Below are 24,951 nucleotides of genomic sequence, written 5' to 3'. Positions count from 1 at the left end.
GAAAGGGAAGCCCTGGAAGGGAAGTCCGGAACTGATGCTCGGATCTCGTGCCTGGACTGATGCCGGGCGTTCTGCCTGGAACGGATGGCTGGACGCGTCGGCAGGGCAGCAACGGTGTCGGTGCTGCCCTGCCGACCCGCGCTACATCGGCCTCAGACGCTTCATCGCCAGCTGAATGAGACTGTCGGCGCCCATCGAGTCGAGCCCTCCGGATTCGCCGCCTTCTTCGGTGGATTCCGCCGTGCTGCCGGTTCCGGTACCGGCGTCCCCGTTGGTTCCGTTGGTCCCGCCCGTTCTGCTCGTTCCCTTGGCCCCGCCCGTTCCGTTGTTCTCATTGGCCGAGGCGAGCCGGCGCAGGATGTCCAGCACCCCCGCCTCCCGCAGCCGTGCCATCGGGATCGCCGAGAGCAACTCCCTCACCTGCGGGTCCACCCCGTCACCGGCGCCGCCCGCGTCCCGTACGGTGTCCGCCGCCGGGGCGGCGTCGGCGAGCAGGCGCTCGCGCAGGACCTGAACGAGTGCTTCGGGCGTCGGGTGGTCGAAGATCAGCGTCGCCGGGAGCGTCAGCGCGGTCGCCGAGTTGAGCCGGTTGCGCAGTTCCACCGCGGTCAGCGAGTCGAAGCCGAGGTCACGGAACGCCCTGGCGGGATCGACCGCCGCGGCGGACGCGTGCCCGAGCACCGAGGCGACCTGGGACTGTACGACCTCCAGCAGCATCCGGTCCTGTTCGGGCGCCGGAAGCCCCTGAAGCCGTCGGATCAGGCCGTCGCCACTCCCGGACCCCGTCTGGTCCGCCGCGCGCCGCTGTCGTGCGGCGGCCGGGACCAGGCCGTGCAGCATGCTGGGCAGGCTGTCCCGGCGCTCGGCGAGGGTCGTCGTCCGCAGGGTGACGGGGAGCGCCACCGGTTCGTTGATCTGGAGGGCGGTGTCCAGGAGGGCCAGCGCGTCGTCGGTGGACAGCGGCGGGAAGCCCTGGCGGCGCATCCGGGCGAGGTCGGCCTCGGCCACCCTGCCTCCCATGCCGTCGGTGTTCTCCCACATGCCCCAGGCCAGCGACACACCCGGCAGGCCCTGGGCACGGCGGGCCGTGGCCAGTGCGTCGAGTACGGCGTTGCCCGCCGCGTAGGCGGCCTGGCCGGCGGTGCCGATCACTCCGGCGATCGAGGAGTACAGGACGAACGCGCCGAGGTCCGACTTCGCGGTCAGGTCATGCAGGTGCAGCGCGGAGTCCGCCTTGGCTGCGAGGACCCGGGCCAGTCGCTCGGGGGTCAGGTCGGTGATCATCCCGTCGTCCAGTACTCCGGCCGTGTGGACGACTCCGGTGAGCGGGGCCTGTTCCGGGATGTTCTCCAGCACTCCGGCCAGCGCTTCGCGGTCGCTGACGTCGCAGGCGCCGATGGTGACCCGCGCGCCCAGTTCGGTCAGTTCCCGTTCGAGTTCCGGCGCGCCGGGGGCGTCGGGGCCTCGGCGCGAGAGCAGCAGCAGGTTGCGGACCCGGTGCCGGGTGACGAGGTGGCGTGCCACCACCGCGCCGAGGCCGCCGGTGCCGCCGGTCACCAGGACGGTGCCGGACTCCTGCCACGGTGCCGGGACGGTCAGTACCACCTTGCCGATGTGCTTGGCCTGGCCCAGGAACCGGAATGCCTCCGGGGCTCGGGCGATGTCCCAGGTGGTGCTCGGGATCGGCCGTAGCGCGTTCTGCTCGAAGAGCTCCAGCAGTACGGCCATCATCTCGCCGATCCGCTGCGGGCCCGCCTCGATCACGTCGAACGCCTGGTAGGCGACGCCCTGGTGGGCGCTCCTGACCTCGTCCGCGTCGCGGATGTCGGTCTTGCCCATCTCGACGAACCGGCCGCCCGGCTTGGTCAGCCGCAGCGACGCGTCGACGAACTCACCGGCCAGGCAGTCCAGTACGACGTCCACGCCGGCCCCGTCGGTGGCCCGCGAGAAGGTCTCCTCGAACTCCGTCGTACGGGAGGAGGCGATGCGCCCGGCGTCGATTCCGAGCCCGCGTACGGCGGGCCACTTGGCCTGGCTGGCCGTCGCGAACACCTCGGCGCCCAGATGCTGGGCGAGTTGTACGGCCGCCATTCCCACGCCGCCGGCGGCCGCGTGGATGAGGATCGACTCGCCCGCCCGCAGACCGGCGAGGTCCACGAGGGCGTAGTAGGCGGTCAGGTACACGATCGGCACCGATGCCGCCTGCGCGTAGGACCAGCCGCGTGGGATCCGCGCCAGGACGCGGGCGTCCGCGATGGCCGTGGGGCCGAAGCAGCCGTCCAGCATGCCCATCACCCGGTCGCCCACGGACCAGCCCGTCACGTCCGGGCCGACCTCCAGGATCACGCCCGCGCCCTCCAGGCCGAGGCGGCCGGCGTCGCCGGGGTACATGCCGAGGACGTTGAGTACGTCCCGGAAGTTGATCCCGGCGGCGCGCACGCCGACCCGGACCTGGCCGGGCTCCAGGGGCCGCATGTCCTCGCGTACCGGGGCGATGCCGTCCAGTCGGCCCTGGGCGACGATGTCCAGCCGCCAGCCGAGTCCGGATCCCAGGTCGGATTCCGGGGTGACGGGCGGCACGAGCACCCCGCCCGAGCCCATGCGGGCGATCCGGGGCAGCAGCACCTCGCCGTGGCGTACGGCCAGTTGCGCGTCGCCGGATGCGGCGAGGCCGGGCAGCCGCTCGGCCAGTGCGCGGTAGGACTCCGCGTGGCCGTCGGTGTCGGCGAGGACGAAGCGGTCCGGGTTCTCGGTGATGGCCGCGCGGACCAGGCCCCACACTCCGGCGCCGGCCACGGTGCCCGCACCGCCACCCGCTCCGCTGCCCGTGAGACCGGGCCGGGCGGGCTCCTCGCCCGCCGACGCGGGGATGTCGACGGCTCCCTCGGTGAGCACGGCGAGCCGCGACCCGGAGAGCCGCTCGTCGGTCAGCCATGCCCGTACGACGGCGAGCACGCCGGTGACGGCGTCGGTGACCCCGTCGGTGCTCGCCTCACCGTCAACGACGCTGTGGTGAAGGGGAAGCAGCACGGTCTCCGGTGTCTCGGCGCCGCCGTCCAGGGCCGCGCCGAGCGCGGTGAGGTCGGCGTACTCGGGCGCGTCGAGGCCTGTGGCACGCCAGTTGTTCCGGGAGCCGTCGGCGTACTCGGGCGTGCTGATGCCCGTGGCACGCAGGCCGTTCCTGGAGCCTTCGAGTCCGGTCAGGACCGCCCAGCGGCCCGAGGGGGCCGGGGCCCGGTCGGCGGGTGCGGGAGTCCAGTCGAGCCGGAAGAGGCTGTCGGCCGCCGGTGAACCGGCCCCGGCCAGGTCGGCGGGCGACATCGGGCGCAGCACCAACGACTCGACCTCGGCGACCGGTTCACCGGCGGTGTCGGCCACGCGCAGGGTCACCTCGCCGGTGCCTCGTACGGTCAGGTGTACGCGTACGGCGGCGGCGCCGACCGCGGACAGCGTCACGCCCGACCACAGGAACGGCAGTGACGCTCCCTCCGTGGCCCGCTCCCGCAGCCCCAGCGCGTGCAGGACGGTGTCGAGCAGCGCCGGGTGCAGCCCGAACGCGGTCGCGTCGGCGGACAGCGCATCGGGCAGCGCCGCCTCGACGTAGAAGTCCTCGCCGTCCTTCCAGACCTCGCGCAGCCCCTGGAAGGCCGGGCCGTAGGTCAGACCGCCGTCGGCGAGCCGCTCGTACAGCCCGTCGGTCGGCACCGGTTCGGCGCCGGCCGGCGGCCACGCGGTCAGGTCCCAGGCGCTGGCGGGACGTTCACGGTCGGACGGTTCGGCGGTGAGGGTGCCGGCGGCGTGCAGGGTCCACGGCTGGTCGGACGTGGAGTCCTGGGGGCGCGCGTACACCTTCAGCGGTCGGCGCGGCTCGTCCGGGGAGTCGGCGGGCTCGACGCCGATCTGTACCTGTACCGCGCCGTCGGCGGGCAGGACGAGCGGGGCCCGCAGCGTCAGCTCCTCGACCCGCCCGTGGCCCACCTGTTCGCCCGCCCGCAGGGCGAGTTCGACGAGGGCGGTTCCCGGGACGACGATCGAACCGGCGACGGTGTGGTCGGCCAGCCAGGGGTGGGAGCGTACGGAGAGGCGCGCCGTGAACAGCACGGTCTCCGACCCCGCCACGGTCACCGTCGCGCCCAGCATCGGGTGCCCGGTGACGCCCAGCCCGAGGCCGTCGGCGTCGGTGGCGGGAGAGGTGGCCTCCAGCCAGAACCGCTCCCGCTGGAAGGCGTACGTCGGCAGATCCACCCGCCGGGCGCCGGTCCCGGCGAACACGGCCGCCCAGTCGACCTGGGCGCCTCGTACGAACAGCTCGGCCGTGGCGGCCATCACCGTCTCCGCCTCGGCGCGGCCCTTGCGCAGTACCGGGACGGCCGTGATGTCGGACGTGCTCCGGGCGGCCAGCGAGGTCAGGACCGGGTCGGGGCCGACCTCCAGCAGTCTGGCCGCCGCCTGCTCGCCGGTGGCGGTGAGCAGCGCGTCGTGGAACCTGACGGGCCGGCGGATCTGCTCGGCCCAGTAGGCGGCGGTCGTCCAGTCACCGTCGACAAGCGCCTGACCGGACACGGTGCTGACGCCCGGGAGCGTCGGCTGCCGGTAGTCGACACGCGCGGCTATCTGCTCGAACTCCGCGAGCATCGGCTCCATCAACGGCGAATGGAACGCGTGACTGACTCGCAGCCGGGAGACTCGACGGCCGTCGGCACGGGCCATCGCGATCACTCGCTCAACGGCGGCCTCGTCACCGGAAACGACCACAGCCGTCGGCCCGTTGACCGCCGCGACCACGATCCGTGCGCCGTCCGAGAGCCCGGCCGGCATCTCCGCCACCTCGGTTTCGGAAGCCTCGATGGCCGCCATGGCACCGCCCTCGGGCAGCGCCTGCATCAGCCGCGCACGACCCGCCACCAACCGCGCACCGTCGGCCAGATCGAACACACCCGCCGCATACGCGGCCGCGAACTCACCGATCGAATGACCGAACACCGCATCCGGGCCGGTGCCCCACGACCGCAGCAACTCCACCAGAGCCACCTGCACCGCGAACAATGCCGACTGCGCATACCCGGTCCGGTCCAGCAGCGCCGCCGCGTCCGAACCCTCCGCCGCGAACAACACCTCCCGCACCGAAGCCTCGAAGCCCGGCCGGCCCGCCAACTCGGCGTCCAGCAGCCCGCAGACCTCGTCCAGGGTCTGGGCGAACACCGGGAACGCGGCGTGGAGTTCGCGCCCCATCCCTGGACGCTGGCTGCCCTGCCCCGTGAACATCCAGGCCGTACGCCCCTCGGCCACCGTGCCCGACACCACCGACACACCGTCCAGGTCGGCGAGACCCGCCCGCAGAGCATCCCGGTCGGCGCCGAGCACCACCGCACGCCGTTCCAGCGCCGCACGCGTCGTCACCAACGACAGACCCACGTCCAGAGCTTCGGTGTCCCGCTCCTCCAGGAACTCCGCCAAGCGCCCGAACTGCCCTTCCAGAGCACTGGAGTTGCGTCCCGACAGCACCCACGGCACGACCGGCAGTTGCGCCGTCGGCGGCTCCTCGGCCACAGCCGGGACGGTCTCGGGAGCCTCCTCGATGATCACGTGTGCGTTCGTGCCACTGATCCCGAACGACGAGACACCCGCACGACGAACACGCTCGCCGCGAGACCATTCCCGGCCCTCGGTCAGCAGCCGGACCGCTCCGGCCTCCCAGTCCACATGGGACGAGGGCCGGTCCACGTGGAGTGTCTGCGGCAGCTGACCGGCGCGCAGAGCCATCACCGTCTTGATGACGCCCGCCGCGCCGGCGGCGGCCTGGGTGTGCCCGATGTTCGACTTGATCGATCCCAGCCACAGCGGATCGTCGTCGCCACGAGCCTGACCGTAGGTGGCGAGGAGCGCCTGCGCCTCGATCGGGTCACCCAGCCTCGTACCCGTACCGTGCGCCTCCACGACGTCCACATCGGACGCCGACAGCCGTGCGGAGGACAGCGCCTGACGGATCACGCGCTGCTGCGACGGGCCGTTCGGCGCGGTCAGACCGTTCGACGCGCCGTCCTGATTGACCGCGCTGCCGCGCACCACCGCCAGGACCTGGTGTCCCCGGCGACGGGCCTCGGACAGCCGCTCCAGTACGAGCACACCGGCGCCCTCGGCCCAGCCCGTGCCGTCGGCCGCGTCGGCGAAGGACTTGCACCGGCCATCGGCGGCGAGGCCGCGCTGCCGGGAGAACTCGACGAAGGTGGCGGGCGTGGCCATCACGGTGACGCCGCCGGCCAGGGCCGTGTCGCACTCCCCGGCCCGCAGCGCCTGGCAGGCGAGGTGGAGCGAGACCAGCGACGACGAACAGGCGGTGTCGACGGTGACGGCGGGGCCCTCGAAGCCGAAGACGTAGGAGATACGGCCCGAGAAGACACTGCCCGCGTTGCCGTTGCCGAGGAAGCCCTCGACCTCGTCGGGTACGGAGTGCAGCCGGGACGAGTAGTCGTGGTACATGAGCCCCGCGAACACACCGGTCGCCGATCCTCGCAGCGAGTGCGGGTCGATGCCCGCCCGTTCCAGCGCCTCCCACGAGGTCTCCAGCAGCAGCCGCTGCTGCGGGTCCATGGCGAGGGCCTCGCGCGGCGCGATCCCGAACAGCTCCGCGTCGAAGTCGGCTGCGTCGTGCAGGAATCCGCCTTCGCGTACGTACGAGGTACCGGCGTGGTCCGGGTCGAGGTCGTAGAGGCCGTCGAGGTCCCAGTCACGGTTGGTGGGGAAGCCGGAGACGCCGTCGCCGCCGGAGGTGACGAGCTGCCAGAGCGTCTCGGGCGAGGTGATCCCGCCCGGGTAGCGGCAGCCCATGCCGACGATCGCGATCGGCTCGTCGGCCGGGGCCGGGCCCCGGCCCCGGCCCCGTACGGCGGAACCCTCTTCTCCGAACTCTCCGGCCTCTCCGAACTCTCCGTACCCTTCGGGCTCTTCGGCCCCGAGCAGTTGTTCGCGGAGGAACCCGGCGAGCGCGGCGGGGCTGGGGTGGTCGAACACGAGGGTCGCGGGCAGCCGCAGCCCTGTCGCGCTGTTGAGGTGGTTGCGCAGCTCCACCGACGTCAGTGAGTCGAACCCGAGATCCTTGAACGCACGCACCGGATCCACTGCGGCGGCCGACGAGTGGCCGAGCACCAGCGCGACCTGGGACTGCACCACGTCCCGCAGCACCCGGTCCTGCTCGGCGGCGGGCAGGCCGCGCAGCCTGCGCGCCAGTACGTTCTCGTCACCGTCGGCGGCCTGTCCGCAGACGCGTCGCCGCCCGGCCGCCGGGACGAGTCCGAACAGCACGCTGGGCAGGCTGTCCCGGCGCTTCGCGAGGGCCGTGGTGTTCAGCTTCACCGGCAGGGCGAGGACTTCCCCGGACCGTACGGCGGCGTCCAGCAGCGTGAGCGCGTCCTCGGTGGGGAGCGCGGAGAAGCCCTGGCGGCGCAACCTGGCCAGATCGGCCTCGCCGAGGCGGCCTCCCATGCCGTCGGTGTGTTCCCACATGCCCCACGCGAGGGACACACCGGGCAGGCCCCGTGCGCGCCGGTATGCGGCGAGCGCGTCGAGCACGGTGTTGCCCGCCGCGTAGGCGGCCTGGCCGGGCGCGCCGACGATTCCCGCGAGGGCGGAGAAGAGGACGAACGCGTCGAGTTCGAGCGAGGCGGTCAACTCGTGCAGATGCAGGGCGGATTCGGCCTTGGCGGCCAGCACCCGGGCCAGCCGTTCCGGGGTCAGATCGGTGATCATCCCGTCTTCGAGGACACCGGCCGTGTGCACCACCCCGGACAGCGGGGCGGCCTCGGGGACGGCGTCGAGCGCCCGGGACAACGCGTCACGGTCGGCCACATCGCAGGCGGCGACGGTGACGTCCGCGCCGAGACCGGTGAGTTCACGCCGCAGCTCGTCCGCACCGGGGGCCTGCGGGCCACGGCGGGAGAGCAGCAGCAGGTTCCGTACGCCGTGGACGGTGACCAGATGGCGTGCGACCAGCGCGCCGAGGCCGCCGGTGCCGCCGGTCACGAGGACCGTGCCGTCCGGTCGCCACGGGGCTGGGGCGCCGGTGTCCGCCGATGTGGCGGAGGTGGTCGTACGGCCGACACGTGGCAGCAGCACTGTGCCCTGACGTACCGCGAACTGGCTTTCGCCCGCTTCGGCCAGGCCCGTCAGGCTCGCGGCCAGCGCCTCGTACGACTCCCGCGTACCGTCGACGTCGGCCAGCGCGAACCGGCCCGGATGCTCGCTGATGGCCGAGCGCACCAGGCCCCAGACACCGGCGGCGGCCAGGTCATCGGCTTCCGGATCACCGGTTTCCAGGTCGTCGGCCGCCAGGTCGTCGGTTTCCAGGTCTTCGGCTTCCGGGTCTTCGGCTTCCGGGTCTTCGGCTTCCGGGTCCGGTCCGGTCGATGTCGCCGGCCCGGTAGGGGCCGGCCGGACAGGGCCCGGGACCGCGCCCGAGGTGAGCGCGACCAGGCGGGACCGGGCGAGCCGTGGCTCGTCCAGCCACTGCCGTACCGCGTCGAACACGCCACCGACGGCATCGGCGATCCGCGCCGCGCGGGCGACGGGGAGCAGCACGGTGCCGGGAGTCTCGACGCCGCCGTCCAGCGCGGTGATCAGTTCGGTGAGGTCGGCGTAGCGGGTCATGTCGGCGTAGCCGGTCATCGGGAGGCCGGTGTCCGGGCGTACGTCGCCGAGCACGGCCCAGGTGTTCGGCTCGCCCGTCCGCGCGGAGGGGGCCCCGCCGGACTGTGCGTCGCCCGTCGGTGCCCCGCCGGCCGGTGCCTGGATCCAGTCGAGCCGGAAGAGGCTGTCGGCGGCCGGGGACGTGGTGGCGGTCAGCCCGGTGGCCGAGACCGGCCGCAGCACCAGCGTGTCGACCTCGGCCACCGGCTCGCCGGACGCGTCGGCCACCCGCAGCCCGACCTCGCCCGGCGCGCGGACGGACAGCCGGGCGCGCAGCGAGGAGGCGCCGACGGCCGACAGTGACACGCCCGACCACAGGAAGGGCAGCAGCGCCTTGCGGCGACCGCCCGTTCCGGCGTCGGTGTCGGACTCGGCACCGGCCTCGGTGTCGGGTTCGGTGTCCTCGATCCCGAGCGCGTGCAGTACGGCGTCGAACAGCGCGGGGTGCAGCCCGAAGCCGGCCGCTTCTCGCGCGTTCTCCTCGGGCAGGGCGGCCTCGACGAACAGGTCGTCGCCGCGTCGCCAGATCTCCCGCAGGCCCCGGAAGGCCGGGCCGTACGCCATCCCCGTCTCGGCCAGCCGCTCGTACAGCCCGTCGGCGGGCACCGGTTCCGCGCCGGCGGGCGGCCAGACGCGCAGGTCCCAGTCGGCGGCGGGCGCCCCTGTGGTCAGGGTGCCGGTGGCGTGCAGGGTCCACGGCTGCTCGGCGGGGGCGCCGTCCTCGCGGGAGTAGATCCGTACGGTCCGCGAGGCGTCGCCCTCGGCGGTCTCGATGCCGATCTGTAGCTGGGCCGCGCCGTCCCGGGCGAGCATCAGCGGGGCTTGCAGGGTCAGGTCCTCCACCCGGTCGCAGCCGACCTGGTCGCCGGCCTGCACCGCGAGTTCCACGAAGGCGGTGCCGGGCAGCACGACGGTGTGGCCGACGACGTGGTCGGCCAGCCACGGATGGGTCGCCACGGACAGCCGCGAGGTCAGCACCGTCGCGTCCGATCCGGCCAGCCGTACGGCGGCGCCGAGCAGCGGGTGTCCGGTCTCGCCGAGGCCGAGCCCGTTCGCGTCGAGCGCCGGGCGGGCGGGCTCCAGCCAGAACCGCTGCCGCTGGAAGGCGTACGTCGGCAGCTCGATCCGGCGGGCTCCGGTTCCCTCGAACACGGCGCCGGGGTCGATGTCCGCACCGCGTACGTACAGTTCGGCGACGGCGGTGAGCACGGTCCGGGCCTCGTCGTGGCCCGCGCGCAGGGTCGCCACAGCAACCGCCGAGTCCGTCACCGCCGGGCCCGTCACCGCGGAGTCCGTCACCGCGGAGTCCGTCACCGCCGGGTCCATCACCGACTGGGCCAGCGTGCTCAGGACCGGGTCAGGACCGATCTCCAGAAGACGGTTCGCGCCCTCATCCCCGGTCGCCGTCCGCAACGCCGCATCGAAACGAACCGGCTCACGGACCTGACGCACCCAGTACCCCGGAGACGCCCAACCCTCCTCGGCCACCAGCTCACCGGTCACGGTGCTGATGGCGGGCAGGATCGGCTGCCGGTAGTCGACATGCGCGGCTACCTGCTCGAACTCCGCCAGCATCGGCTCCATCAGCGGAGAGTGGAACGCATGGCTCACGCGGAGCCGGGACACCCGACGACCGTCGGCACGCGCCACCGACATGACCTGCTCGACCGCGTCCTCGTCACCCGAAACCACCACAGCCGTAGGCCCGTTGACGGCGGCGACCGCGATGCGCGCACCATCCGACAGTCCGCCCAGGATCTCCGCGACCTCGGCCTCAGTGGCCTCGATCGCCGCCATCGCACCACCCGTGGGCAGCGCCTGCATCAACCGCGCACGCCCCGCCACCAACCGCGCCGCATCAGCAAGGTCAAACACACCGGCCGTATAAGCAGCCGCGAACTCACCGATCGAATGACCGAGCACCACATCCGGGCCGGTGCCCCAGGAGCGGAGGAGTTCCACCAACGCCACCTGGACGGCGAACAACGCGCTCTGCGCATACCCCGTCTGCCCCAGCAGGGCCGCCGCGTCCGAATCCTCCGGCGCGAACAGCACGTCACGGACCGACACCCCGAAGCCCGCCACACCGTCCAACTCGGCGTCCAGCAGGCCACAGACCTCGTCCAGAACCCGCGCGAACACCGGGAACGTGGCGTGGAGTTCGCGCCCCATGCCGATGCGCTGGCTGCCCTGCCCCGTGAACATCCAGCCCGTACGACCCTCCGCGACCACACCGGACACAGCCGTCGTGTCACCGTCGGCGAGCGCCCGCACGCCCTCGCGCAGTGTGTCCAGGTCTGCACCGAGGACGACGGCGCGGTGGTCCAGCGCGGCGCGGCTGGTCGCGAGGGAATGGCCCACGTCGCCCGGGGACAGGTCCCGCTCCTCCAGAAGCTCCACCAGCCGGGCGGCCTGGCCTCGCAGTGCCTCTCGGGTCCGGCCGGACAACGTCCAGGGAATCAGGGGGAGTTCGGCCGGGGCCGGGGCGGGGTCTCCGGAGGACCGCTCCAGCTCGGCGGCGGGGACGTCCTCGGGCGCCTGCTCGATGATGACGTGCGCGTTGGTGCCGCTGATCCCGAAAGCCGATACGCCCGCGCGGCGGGGCCGGTCCACTTCCGGCCACGGTACGGGCTCGGTCAGCAGCTCGACGGCCCCGGCCGTCCAGTCCACGTGGGACGACGGACGGTCCACGTGCAGGGTCGGCGGCAGTTGCTGGTTCCGGAGCGCCATCACCATCTTGATGACCCCGGCGGCACCGGCGGCGGCCTGGGTGTGGCCGATGTTCGACTTCACCGAACCCAGCCAGAGTGGTTCGGCCCCGTCCCGTCCCTGCCCGTAGGTGGCGAGCAGGGCCTGCGCCTCGATGGGGTCACCGAGCCGGGTGCCGGTGCCGTGCGCCTCCACGGCGTCCACCTCGGCCGGGGCCAGGCGGGCAGCGGAAAGGGCCTGCCGGATGACTCGCTGCTGGGAGGGCCCGTTCGGCGCGGTGAGACCGTTGGAGGCACCGTCCTGGTTGACCGCACTGCCCCGTACGACCGCCAGCACCGGATGCCCGGACTTCCGCGCGTCCGAAAGGCGTTCGAGTACGAGTACCCCGGCGCCCTCGGACCAGCCCGTACCGTCCGCGCCCTCACCGAACGCCTTGCACCGGCCGTCCGGCGCCAGCCCGCCCTGCCGGGAGAACTCGACGAAGGCCGCAGGGGTGGACATGACCGTCGCACCGCCCGCGAGGGCCATGCGGCACTCCCCCGACCGCAGTGCCTGGCTCGCCAGGTGCAGCGCCACCAGCGCCGATGAGCAGGCCGTATCGACTGTGACCGCTGGGCCTTCCAGACCCAGGGCGTACGAGATCCGGCCGGAGATCACACTGGCCGCCGAACCCGTACCGACAAATCCCTCCACGCCCTCCAACCGGCCACCACTGGTGTGCAGATAGTCCTGGCCGTTGGTGCCCGTGAACACACCGGTGGCGGAGCCGCGCAGCGAGTGTGGGTCGATCCCCGCCCGCTCCAGCGCCTCCCATGACGTCTCCAGCAGCAACCGCTGCTGCGGATCCATGGCGAGGGCCTCGCGCGGCGAGATCCCGAACAACTCGGCGTCGAACTCCGCCGCGTCGTGCAGGAATCCACCGACGCGCACGTACGACGTACCCGAATGGCCCGGGTCCGGATCGAAGAGCCCGTCCATGTCCCAGCCCCGGTCGGCCGGGAACGGCGAGAGACCATCGCCCGCCGAGGACAGCAGATCCCAGAATGCCCGGGGGGAATCGACGCCGCCCGGGAAACGGCAGCCCATGCCGACGATCGCGATCGGGTCGTCCATGGCATCGGCCGCACCGACCGGCGCGCCGTGTCCGGGGACGACGTCCGTCACCGGCGCCTCCCCCACGATCTGTTCCCGCAGGAACCCCGCGAGGGCGGACGGGGTCGGATGGTCGAAGACGAGTGTGGCCGGCAACGGCAGAGCGGTGGCCTGGGCCAGGCGGTTGCGCAGATCGACACCGGTGAGGGAGTCGAATCCGAGGTCCTTGAACGCCCGGCCGGGATCGACCGTCGCGGCCGAGGAATGCCCGAGCACGGTGGCGACCTGGGACTGGACCAGTGTGAGCACCGCCCGGCGCTGCTCGGCCGCCGAACGGCCACGCAGCCGCGCCGCGAGTTCACCGCCGTTCCCGGCGGCGGGAGCAGCCACCGGGGTCGCTCCGGACAAGTCGGCGATGAGCGGGCTGGGGCGGGTGAAGGTGACGGCGGGCACGAAGCGTTCCCAGTCGACATCGGCCACGACCTGGGACGCGCGGTCACCGTCCAGCACCTGCCGCAGGGCGGCGATAGCACGCTCCGGCGCGAGCGGACGCAGACCCAGGCGACGGAAGTGCTCTGCCACGGTCGCATCGGCGGCCATGCCATCGCCACCCCACGGACCCCACGCCACCGACGTCGCCGGAAGCCCGAGTCCGCGCCGGTGCTGCGCGAGGGCATCCAGGTAGGCGTTGGCGGCACCGTAGGCCGCCTGACCCGCGTTGCCGACAACACCGGCGATGGACGAGAACAGGACGAAGGCGTCAAGCTCCCGGTCAGCCGTCAACTCATGCAGGAGACGCGCCGCATCCGCCTTCGCCGACAACACCCGCGCCAACCGCTCAGGCGTCAACTCGGCCGCCAAACCGTCCTCAAGAACCCCGGCCGTATGCACAATCCCCGAGAGAGGCGACTCCTCAGGGATACCGTCCAGCACCGCCCGAACAGCCTCACGATCAGCGACATCACACGCCACGAACCTGACCTCAGCACCCAACTCGGTCAGCTCACGCCGCAGTTCCTCAGCACCAGGGGCCTGATCACCACGGCGGGACAGCAGCACCAGACGCTCAGCACCCGAAGACGCCAACCAACGCGCCACATGCCCACCCAAAGCACCCGAACCACCAGTCACCAACACCGTGCCACGCGGCGACCAGCACTCCCCACGACCAGCACCAGCCGCATCAGACACCAACCGCGCCGCGAAAGCACCCGAAGACCGTACGGCTACCTGATCCTCACCCCCAGCACCCGCCAGCACCGACACCAGCCGAGACAGACTCCGGCCATCCACATCCCCCGGCAGATCAACCAGACCACCCCAACGCTCAGGCTGCTCCAACGCCACCGAACGACCCAGACCCCACACCTGAGACAGTGCCGGATCCACCAACAACTCACCCGACGCAACAGACACCGCCCCACGCGTCACACACCACACACGCGCCATGGTGTCGGTGTCCGCCAGCGCCTGCACCAGAGCCAGCGTCATCTCAGCGGTGGACAGCAGAGACACAACCCCGGCCGCCTCCGGCAGGGCAGTCTCGGCACTGAGCCGGGCTGCCAGAGACTCCTCGGCACCGACCCGTACGATCGTCACCTCCGCGCCCGAGCCCCGCAGAGCCTCAACCACAGCCCCGTACCCGTCAGTTCCCTCCGGCACCACCACCAGCCAAGAACCCGACAACCGGGCAGACACCGGCAACCGCACCGGCTTCCACACCACCCGATACATCCACCCCGACAACGCCACCTGCTCCCGCTGCCGCCTCCGCCAATCCGACAACACCGGCAGAACAGAACCCAACGAAGCACCCGCATCAACCCCCAGCTCCCCCGCCAGAGACTCCGCATCACCCCGCTCAACCAAATCCCAGAACTCACCGTCACCACCGCCACCGAGTTCCACCCGCCGCCCGGTCACAACATCCGGCAACCAGAACCGCTCACGCTGGAACGCATACGTCGGCAGAACCACCCGCCGAGCACCACTCCCCGCGAACACCGCCGTCCAGTCGACCTTGGCCCCGCTCACGAACATGCGGGCCAGCGCAGCCATCAACGTCCCGGACTCGTCCTGCCCCTTCCGCAGAACCGCCACCGCATCGACGCCATCGGCGTCAGTGGCGTCCGCGTCGGCGGAATCGGCGTCGGCGACGACGAGCTGGGCGAGACCGCTGAGCACCGGATCGGGGCCCAGCTCCAGCAGTCGGCCGGCGCCCTGCTCTGTGGTCGCGGTCACGACGGCGTCGCGGAAGCGCACCGGGCGGTGGATCTGGTTCACCCAGTACTCCGGGGTGGCCCAGTCCGCCGCGCCCACCGGCTTTCCGGTGACCGTGCTGACCGCCGGAAGGCCCGGCTGCCGGTAGTCGACGGTGGCCGCGATCCGCGCGAAGTCATCCAGCATCGGCCGCATCAGCGGGGAGTGGAAGCCGTGGCTCACCCGCAGCAGGGTCACCCGACGGCTCTGTTGCCACGCCCAGTCCAGGGCCGCCTCGACCATGGTCTCGTCACCGGAGACGACCACGGCTCGGGGGCCGTTCACCGCGGCGATGGCGAGCCGCTCGTCGTCCAGGAGGCCGCCGAGCAGTTCGGCGACCTCGGCCTCGGTGGCCTCGATCGCCGCCATCGCACCGCCCTCGGGCAGCGCCTGCATCAGCCGCGCACGACCCGCCACCAACCGCGCACCATCGGCCAGATCAAACACACCCGCCGCATACGCGGCCGCGAACTCACCGATCGAGTGGCCGAGCACCACGTCCGGGCTCATGCCCCACGACCGCAACAACTCCACCAGCGCCACCTGCACAGCGAACAACAACGTCTGCGCATAGCCCGTCCGGTCCAGAAGCTCCGCCGCGTCCGAACCCTCCGCCGCGAACAGCACCTCCCGCACCGGCACCTCGAAGTCCGCCACACCGCTCAACTCAGCGTCGAGCAGCCCACACACCTCGTCCAACACCCGCGCGAACACCGGGAACGCGGCATGGAGCTCACGCCCCATCCCGACACGCTGGCTGCCCTGCCCCGTGAACATCCAGCCCGTACGACCCTCCGCGACCACACCGGACACAGCAGTCGTGTCACCGTCGGCGAGCGCCCGCACGCCCTCACGCAGTGTGTCCAGGTCGGCACCGAAGACGACGGCACGATGATCGAGCGTCGCGCGCGTCGTGCCCAGGGAGAGTCCGATATCGAGAGGAGAGCCGGGGAAATCGTCCCGGCCGTCGAGGAAAGCCGCCAGGCGGCCGGCCTGGTCCCGTACCGCCTGTGCGGTCCTGCCCGAGAGCACCCAGGGCACCACCGTGGGGCGTACCGAGGGGAGTTCGCCGGCCACCACCGGTTCCGGGGTGGGCGGCTCCTCCAGGATGACGTGGGCGTTGGTGCCGCTGATCCCGAACGAGGACACACCGGCGCGACGGGTCCGTTCTCCGCGCGGCCATTCCCGGGCCTCGCTCAGCACCCGTACCGCACCCGCGTCCCAGTCCACCCGGGACGAGGGCTCATCCGCGTACAGCGTCTTCGGCAACCGCTCCTCACGCAACGCCAGAATCATCTTGATCAGCCCGGCGGCACCAGCGGCGGCCTGAGTATGGCCGATGTTCGACTTCACCGAACCCAGCCACAACGGTTCGCCATCGCCGCGATCGCGACCGTACGTCGCCAGCAGTGCCTGCGCCTCGATCGGGTCACCCAGACTCGTACCCGTACCATGCGCCTCCACCGCGTCCACCTCGGACGCCGAGACCCTCGCCGCCTTCAACGCCTGACGAATCACGCGCTGTTGTGAGGGGCCGTTCGGAGCCGTCAGACCATTCGACGCACCATCCTGATTGACCGCACTGCCCCGCACGACCGCCAGCACGTCGTGCCCCAGCCGCCGCGCGTCCGACAACCGTTCCACGACCAGCACACCGACGCCCTCGGACCAGCCCGTACCGTCCGCACCCTCACCGAACGCCTTGCACCGGCCGTCCGGTGCCAGCGCCCGCTGCCGCGCGAAGTCCACGAAGAGGTCCGGAGTCGCCATGACGGTGGTGCCGGCGGCCAGGGCCATCCGGCACTCCCCGGAGCGCAGCGCCTGGGCGGCCATGTGCAGGGCCACCAGGGCCGACGAGCACGCGGTGTCCACGGTGACCGCAGGACCCTCCAGCCCCAGGGCGTACGAGACCCGGCCGGACAGGACACTGGCCGCTGAACCCGTGGTCACATACCCCTCGACGTCCGTGGCCAGGCCGCGCGAAGTGTACTGATAGGTCTGGCCGTTGGTCCCGGCGAACACACCGGTGGCGGAGCCGCGCAAGGACAGCGGGTCGATCCCCGCCCGCTCCAGCGCCTCCCACGACGTCTCCAGCAGCAACCGCTGCTGCGGATCCATGGCCAGGGCCTCGCGCGGGGAGATCCCGAACAGCCCCGCGTCGAACTCCGCCGCGTCCTCGATGAAACCGCCGACGCGCACGTACGTCGTACCCGAATGGCCCGGGTCGGCGTTGAACAGCCCGTCGACATCCCAGCCCCGGTCGGCCGGGAACGGCGAGAGACCATCCCCCGCCGAGGACAGCAGATCCCACAACGCCTCGGGCGAGTCGACACCACCAGGGAACCGGCAGCCCATCCCCACGACGACGATCGGGTCGTCGTCGGCGCCCAGCGGTGCGAGTGCCAAGTCGGCGCCCTCGATCCCGTCGGCCGTGACACCGATCAGCTGTCCGCGCAGGAAGGTCGTGAGCGCGGCGGGCGTCGGGTGGTCGAAGATCAGTGTGGTGGGGAGCCGCAGGGCGGTCGCGGCGGCGAGCCGGTTACGGAAAGCGACGGCGGTGAACGAGTCGAAGCCGAGGTCCTTGAACGCCCGCACCGGGTCGATCGTCGCCGGAGTCGCGTGCCCGAGCGCGGCTGCGGCCTGCGCCAGCACGATGTCGAGCAGTAGGCGGTCCTGTTCCGCGACGGGCCGGTCCTTCAGCTGTCGCGCCAGTTCACCGCCTGCCGGATCGGACGGCGCGGCGTCTCGGACTCGGGTCTGGGCCGTTACCTCGGAGAGGTCGCCGATCAGCGGGCTGAGGCGGGTGAAGGTGACAGCGGCCGCGAAGCGTTCCCAGTCGACATCGGCCACGACCTGGGACGCGCGATCGCCGTCCAGCACGGTCCGCAGGGCGGCGACGGCACGCTCCGGGGCAAGCGGACGCACACCCAGGCGACGGAAGTGCTCCGCCACGGTCGAGTCGGCGGCCATGCCGTCGCCACCCCACGGCCCCCAGGCCACCGACGTCGCCACCAGCCCGAGACCACGCCGGTACTGCGCGAGAGCGTCCAGGTAGGCGTTGGCAGCGGCATAAGCCGCCTGACCCGCGTTGCCGACGACACCGGTGGTCGAGGAGAACAGGACGAAGGCATCAAGCTCCCGGTCAGCGGTCAACTCATGCAGATGGCGTGCCGCGTCCGCCTTCGCGGCCAGGACCCGTGCCAACCGCTCAGGCGTCAACTCGGCCGCCAGACCGTCCTCAAGAACCCCCGCCGTATGCACAATCCCCGACAGCGGGAACTCCTCGGGGATGCCGTCCAGCACCGCCCGCACAGCCTCACGATCTGCGACATCACACGCCACGAACGTGACCTCAGCACCCAACTCGGCCAGCTCACACCGTAGTTCCTCGGTCCCGGGAGCTTCAGCACCACGACGGGACAGCAACACCAGACGCCCGGCACCGGAAGACGCCAACCAGCGCGCCACATGCCCACCCAAAGCACCCGTACCACCAGTCACCAACACCGTGCCACGCGGCGACCAACTCTCCCCACGACCGGTGCCAGCCGTGTCAGGCACCAGTCGGGCCGCGAAAGCACCCGAAGGCCGTACGGCTACCTGGTCCTCGCCACCGGCACCCGCCAGCACCGACACCAGCCGGGAGACACTGCGACTGTCCGCGTCCTCCGGCAGATCGACCAGACCACCCCAACGCTCAGGCTGCTCCAACGCCACCGTACGACCCAGACCCCACACCTGAGACAGTGCCGGATCCACCAACAACTCACCCGACGCAACCGACACCGCCCCACGCGTCACACACCACACACGCGCCGCGCTATCAGCCTCCGCCAGCGCCTGCACCAGAGCCAGCGTCATCTCAGCGGTGGACAGCAGGGACAACACACCGATCAGACGAGTCTCAACGGTACGGAGCCGGTCGGCCAGGGTCTCCCGAGTCTCCTCGGCACCGACCCGTACGACCGTCACCTCCGCGCCCGAGCCCCGCAGAGCCTCAACCACAGCCCCGTACCCGTCAGTTCCCTCCGGCACCACCACCAGCCAAGAACCCGACAACCGGGCAGACACCGGCAACCGCACCGGCTTCCACACCACCCGATACATCCACCCCGACAACGCCACCTGCTCCCGCTGCCGCCTCCGCCAATCCGACAACACCGGCAGAACAGAACCCAACGAAGCACCCGCATCAACCCCCAGCTCCCCCGCCAGAGACTCCGCATCACCCCGCTCAACCAAATCCCAGAACTCACCGTCACCACCGCCACCGAGTTCCACCCGCCGCCCGGTCACAACATCCGGCAACCAGAACCGCTCACGCTGGAACGCATACGTCGGCAGAACCACCCGCCGAGCACCACTCCCCGCGAAGTACGCGCCCCAGTCGACGTCGGTGCCTCGTACGTACAGTTCGGCGACTGCGGTGAGTACGGTCCGGCCCTCGTCGTGGCCCGCGCGCAGGGCCGACACGGCCACCGTCGAGTCCATCACCGCCGGGGCCACCCTCGACTGGGCCAGCGTGCTCAGGACCGGATCAGGACCGATCTCCAGAAGCCGGGTCACGCCCTCGTCTCCGGTCGCCGTCCGCAACGCCGCATCGAAACGGACCGGCTCACGGACCTGACGCACCCAGTACGCCGAAGACGCCCAGCCCTCCTCGACCACCAGCTCACCGGACACGGTGCTGATGGCGGGCAGAATCGGCTGACGGTAGTCGACACCCTCGGCGATCTGCTCGTACTCCGCGAGCATCGGTTCCATCAACGGAGAGTGGAAGGCGTGGCTGACCCGCAGCCGGGACACCCGACGACCGTCGGCACGGGCCACGGCCATCACCTGCTCGACCGCGTCCTCATCACCCGAAACCACCACAGCCATAGGCCCGTTGACCGCAGCGACCACCACCCGGCCGTCCCCGGAAAGCCCGCCCAGGATCTCCGCGACCTCGGCCTCGGTGGCCTCGACCGCCGCCATCGCACCACCCTCGGGCAGCGCCTGCATCAACCGCGCACGACCCGCCACCAACCGCGCCGCATCCGCGAGGCCGAACACACCGGCCGCGTAGGCCGCCGCGAACTCACCAATCGAATGACCCAACACCACGTCCGGGACCGTGCCCCACGACCGCAGCAACTCCACCAACGCCACCTGCACAGCGAACAACGCCGACTGCGCATACCCGGTCCGGTCCAGCAGCGCCGCCGCGTCCGAACCCTCCGCCGCGAACAACACCTCCCGCACCGAAGCCTCAAAGCCCGGCCGACCCATCAACTCCGCGTCCAGCAGCCCACAGACCTCGTCCAACGACCGCGCGAACACCGGATAGCCCTCATACAACTCACGGCCCATCCCCGGCCGCTGACTACCCTGCCCCGTGAACATCCACCCCGTACGCCCCTCCGTAACCACACCGGAGACCACGGAGTCATCGCCGTCGGCCCAGTTCGTGACGGTGGAACGCAGAGCGGTGCAGTCGGTGCCCAGCACCACGGCGCGGTTCTCGAAGGCCGCGCGGGTGGTCGCCAGCGACAGGCCCAGGTCGGCGGCCGAGGAGCCAGGGACCTCTTCGAGGAGCGTGGCGAGGCGTCCGGCCTGAGCCCGTACCGCCTCGGCCCCGCGACCGGAGAGCACCCAGGGCACCACGGGAGGCTGTGCCGGGGACGGCTCGTCCGCGACGCCGACTGGGGGCTCGGCCTCCGGCGCGTGCTCGATGATGGTGTGCGCGTTGGTGCCGCTGATCCCGAACGACGACACACCCACGCGGCGGGGGCGGCCCGCCTCGGGCCACGCCATCGGCTCGGTCAGCAGCTTGACGACGCCGGTCGACCAGTCGACGTACGGGGTGGCCTCGCTCGCGTGGAGCGTGCGCGGCAGTACGCCGTGGCGCATCGCCATGACCATCTTGATGACCCCGGCGACGCCCGCCGCGGCCTGGGTGTGCCCGATGTTGGACTTCAGCGAGCCGAGCCACAGCGGCTGGTCGTCGCCCCGGTCGGTCCCGTACGCGGCGATGACGGCGTCGGCCTCGATCGGGTCGCCCAGAGTGGTGCCCGTTCCATGGGCTTCGAGGGCGTCGATGTCGGCCGGCCCGAGCCCGGCGTTGGTGAGGGCCTGGCGGATGACCCGCTGCTGGGAGGGGCCGTTGGGCGCGGTGAGGCCGTTGGACGCGCCGTCCTGGTTGACCGCGCTGCCGCGTACGACGGCCAGCACCTGGTGGCCGTGGCGGCGGGCGTCGGAGAGGCGTTCGACGAGGAGCATGCCCGCGCCCTCGGCCCAGCCGGTACCGTCGGCGCCCGCGGCGAAGGGCTTGCAGCGGCCGTCGGCGGAGAGTCCGCGCTGCTGGCTGAACTCGACGAACATGCCGGGGGTGGACATGACGGTCGCACCGCCCGCGAGCGCCATGTCGCACTCGCCCTGGCGCAGGGCCTGGCAGGCGAGGTGAAGGGCCACCAGGGAGGAGGAGCAGGCGGTGTCGACGGTGACCGCGGGGCCTTCGAAGCCGAAAGTGTAGGCGAGGCGGCCGGAGGCGACGCTGTTGGATGTGCCGGTCAGGGCGTGCCCTTCGGTGCCCTCGGACACCTCGTGCAGACGCGGTCCGTAGTCGTTGTGCATGACCCCGGCGAAGACGCCGTTCGCGCTGCCGCGCAGGGTCGCGGGGTCGATGCCGGCGCTCTCGAAGGCTTCCCAGGCGGTCTCCAGCAGCAGTCGCTGCTGCGGATCCATGGCGAGGGCCTCGCGCGGCGAGATGCCGAAGAAATCGGCGTCGAACTCGGCTGCCTCGTGGAGGAAGCCGCCGTGCCGGGTGAAGGTCTTGCCGGGCCTGCCGGGCAGCGGGTCGTACAGCCCTTCGATGTCCCAGCCCCGGTCGGCGGGGAAGGCGGAGATCGCGTCGTCTCCGGCGGCGACGAGCCGCCACAGTTCGTCCGGGGAGTCCACACCACCGGGGAGTCGGCAGCCCATGCCGACGATGGCGATCGGCTCGTCGGCGGCGAGCGCGGTGGGAGCCGCCGCGGCGGGGGTGTGCGGTGCGTCGGCCGCCAGCGCGGCGAGGTGCCCGGCGAGCGTGGCGGGGGTGGGGTGGTCGATGGCGACGGCGGCCGCGAGCCGCAGCCCGGTCGCGGTGACGAGTTGATTGCGCAGCTCGACCAGGGTGAGTGATTCGAGGCCGAGTTCCTTGAAGGTGTGGCTGGGCTGGACCGCGTCCGGGGAGGGGTATCCGGCGACCGCGGCGACATGGGCGCGGACGAGTTCCAGCACCGTGCGCTGCCGGTGGGCCGGGGTGAGGGCGGCGATCCGGCTCGCCCAGGACGGCCCGTCGGACCCGTCGGGTCCGTCAAGTCCGCCGGACTCGGCCGGGTCGGCCGCGTCGGTGGTTTCGCCGAGTTCGCCGTCGGCGGCCGTGTGGCCCGGCGCCATCGGCGGCCTGGTGGCGTAGCCGTCGGCGGTGGCGGATTCGGCCAGCCAGAAACGGCGGCGCTGGAAGGCGTAGGTCGGCAGCGGGGTTCGGCGGGGCCGGTCGGTGAGCATCGTGCCGAACACGGTCGGCCAGTCGACGGTGGCGCCGTACATGTGCGCCTCGGTCAGGGAGGTCACCAACCGGTCGAGGCCGCCCTCGCCACGGCGGAGCGAGCCCACGCAGGCGGCCTCGTGGCCGGCCGCTTCGGCGGTCTCCCCCACCCCCGCCGCCAGGACGGGGTGCGGGCTCATCTCGATGAAGATCCGGTGTCCCTCGTCGAGGAGTCCGCCGACGGCCCGGTCGAAGCGCACGGGGTTGCGAAGGTTTTCGTACCAGTACCCGGCGTCGAGTTCCGAGGCGTCGAGCCGTCCGCCCGTCATCGCCGAGTGGAACGGGATGTCCGTGGGTGTCGGTGTGATGTCGGGCAGTGTGTCCAGCAGCGCTTCGCGGATCTCCTCGATCTGGGGGGAGTGCGAGGCGTAGTCGACGGGCATCCTGCGGGCGCGCACGCCCTCGGCGGTGAGGGTCGTCACGAGGTCGTCCAGCGCCTCGGGGGCGCCTGCGACGACGACGGAACCGGGCCCGTTGACAACGGCGATGGACAGATCGGTGCCCGAGCGTTCCAGCCTGGCGGTGATGTCGTCGAGCGGGAGCGCGACGGACACGAGGCCGCCCCGGCCGGAGAGTTCCGCGATCACCTGGCTCCGCAACGACACCAGGGCCGCGCCGTCCGCCAAGGACAGCGCGCCCGCCGCGCAGGCGGCGGCGATCTCGCCCTGGGAGTGGCCGACGACGGCCCCGGGCTCGACCCCGTACGAGCGCCACAGCCCGGCCAGGGAGACCATCACCGCCCACAGCACCGGCTGGACGACGTCGGCGGCGTCCAGTCCGGGGGCGCCCGGTACCTCGCGTACGACGTCGGTCAGGGACCACGGCACGTGAGCGGCGAGCGCCTCGGCGCACTCCTGCATCCGCGCGGCGAACACCGGGGAGGTGTCGAGGAGTTCGGCCGCCATGCCGGCCCACTGGGAGCCCTGGCCGGGGAAGACGAAGACCGGCTGTTCGCCGGACCGGCCGGTGCCGCGTACGACGCCGGGGGCGATGCCGCCGGTGGTCAGGGCGTCCAGGCCCCGGAGGAAGTCGGCCCGGTCGGCGGCGAGGACGGCTGCGCGGCAGGTGAAGTCGGTACGGGTGGTGGCCAGGGAGAAAGCGGTGTCGGCCGGATCCGGCGCGGGGTTGTCGCGGAGGTGCGCCCGTAGCCGCCTGGCCTGGGCACGCAGCGCGGTCTCGGTCCGGCCGGAGATCATCCAGGGAAGCACGGGGCGCGGCGTGGCGTCGGCGTCGATGTCGACGTGGGCCGCATCGGCATCGTCGGCGGAGGACGTACGGTCCTGGGTCTCCGGAGCCGTACGGTCCTGGTCGGGCTCCGGGCTGCCCTGCGCGGTGGGGGCGTCGGCCAGGATCATGTGACAGTTGGTGCCGCCCATGCCGAAGGCGCTCACCCCCGCCACGAGCGGCTGCTCGGGGCGCTCCCAGCCGCCGAGTTCGCGCTGTACGCGCAGGCGCAGTTCGTCGAGCGGGATCTCGGGGTTGGGGGTCTCGTGGTTGAGGGTGGGCGGGATCTCCCGGTGCCGGATGGCGAGGGCCGTCTTGATGAGCCCGACGATTCCGGCGGCGCCTTCGAGGTGGCCGACGTTGGTCTTGGCCGAGCCGACGGCCAGCGGGCGGTCGGCGGGGCGGGCGGCGCCCAGGACGGCACCGAGGGCCGAGGCCTCGATGGGGTCGCCGACCTTGGTGCCGGTGCCGTGCAGCTCGACGTACTGGACCTGTGCCGGGTCCACTCCGGCCCGCTCGTAGGCGAGTCGGAGCACCTCCTGCTGGGCGTGCGGATTGGGGGTGGTCAGGCCGTCGCCGCCGCCGTCGTTGTTGACCTCGCTGCCGAGGATGACGCAGTGGACGGTGTCGCCGTCGGCGAGGGCGCGGGACAGCGGCTTGAGGACGACGAGTCCGCCGCCCTCTCCGCGTACGTAACCATTGGCGCGGGCGTCGAAGGTGAAGCAACGGCCGTCGGGTGACAGGCCGCCGAACTTCTCGACGGCAGCGGTGCCCTCCGCGAGCAGGTTGAGGTTGACGCCACCGGCGACGGCGAGTGTGGAGGTGCCCCTGCGCAGGCTCTCGCAGGCCAGGTGGACGGCGACGAGCGACGACGACTGTCCCGTGTCGACGGTCAGGCTCGGGCCGTGCAGGCCCATGAAGTACGAGACGCGGTTGGCGATGATGCTGCGGTGGACGCCGGTGAGGCTGTGCCGGGTGAGACCGTCGGGCCCCTGTCGGCGGGCCAGCGCGGCGTAGTCGTCGGCGATGGCGCCCACGAAGACCGCACAGTCGCTGCCCCTGAGCGATTCGGGGACGATGCCGGCGTTCTCCAGGGCCTCCCAGCTGAGTTCCATGGTCAGCCGCTGTTGCGGGTCCATGGTGGTGGCCTCGCGGGGTGAGATCCCGAAGAAACCCGGGTCGAACCGGTCGACCTGGTCGAGGAACCCGCCCCAGCGGATGCCGGGCTCGCCTGGAACCGAGGTCTCCCAGCGGCCGGGCGGCGCCTCCTCGACGGCGTTCACACCGGAGCGCAGCGCCCGCCAGAACGTCTCGGGGTCCTGCCCCTGGGGAAGGCGGCAGGAGAGGCCCACGACGGCGATCGGCTCGTCCCGTCCGGCGGAGGCCGGGGCAGGGTCCGTCAGTTCGCGCACCAT

1 protein-coding gene is annotated in these 24,951 nt (G+C 72.0%); it reads right to left on the bottom strand.

Annotated elements, in window-relative coordinates; translation table 11 throughout:
- Positions 1–141 precede the first annotated feature (141 nt).
- Entirely contained in the window at positions 142–24,951 is a 24,810-nt protein-coding gene (locus ACIOJD_RS34070; RefSeq protein WP_401920392.1) for a type I polyketide synthase, read from the bottom strand.

The sequence above is a fragment of the Streptomyces sp. NPDC088116 genome (assembly GCF_044741745.1).
In the GTDB taxonomy this organism is placed as follows: domain Bacteria; phylum Actinomycetota; class Actinomycetes; order Streptomycetales; family Streptomycetaceae; genus Streptomyces.
The sequence above is the reverse complement of the archived record's forward strand: the minus strand, read 5'-3'. Positions and strand labels throughout refer to the sequence as shown.